Here is a 441-nt window from a genome sequence, read left to right as displayed (position 1 = left end):
GCCTTGCGTGCTCGATGAAATGTACGCGGCCGTGAATAAATTCCAGTACAGCGATGGTGAGGTCGAGTCCGCATCCTGGGCGAAGTACGTGAAGTCCAATGGCGGCATTTTCTGTCCTCGCGGCGACCGTCCGGTGCAGATCTACCGTGAATACGATGCGCACCTCGGCCAGTATGGGGAGCCAGTGGGCGATTGTGTCAAGGGCCTGGAGGCTCGCGGCATTCGGTTTGAGCAAGACGGGATCGTGTTGCGTGAGAAGTTCGTGAGCATCGTGGTGCGCACGAACCGGCATACATGGACGATCGCGCCGCGTGTGGCGAGCGATGCCGAGAACGACCTCACGCGTCATTCGAGCCGCAAGAGTTGGGAGTTGGGATTGGGGTTAGCGCGCGAAGCGCGCCCTTGGACTTGTGTCAATAACTGTACGCAGAGTCAAACGCC

General features: G+C 59.4%; 1 pseudogene. It reads left to right on the top strand.

Annotation, left to right across the window (positions count from 1 at the left end):
* A pseudogene (locus tag QCE79_RS33975) lies at positions 1 to 441 on the top strand (hypothetical protein); the annotation flags it as partial.

Origin of the sequence: Caballeronia sp. LZ003, assembly GCF_031451465.1 — a bacterium.
Classification (GTDB): domain Bacteria; phylum Pseudomonadota; class Gammaproteobacteria; order Burkholderiales; family Burkholderiaceae; genus Caballeronia.
This window is presented reverse-complemented; position numbering and strand designations above follow the sequence as displayed.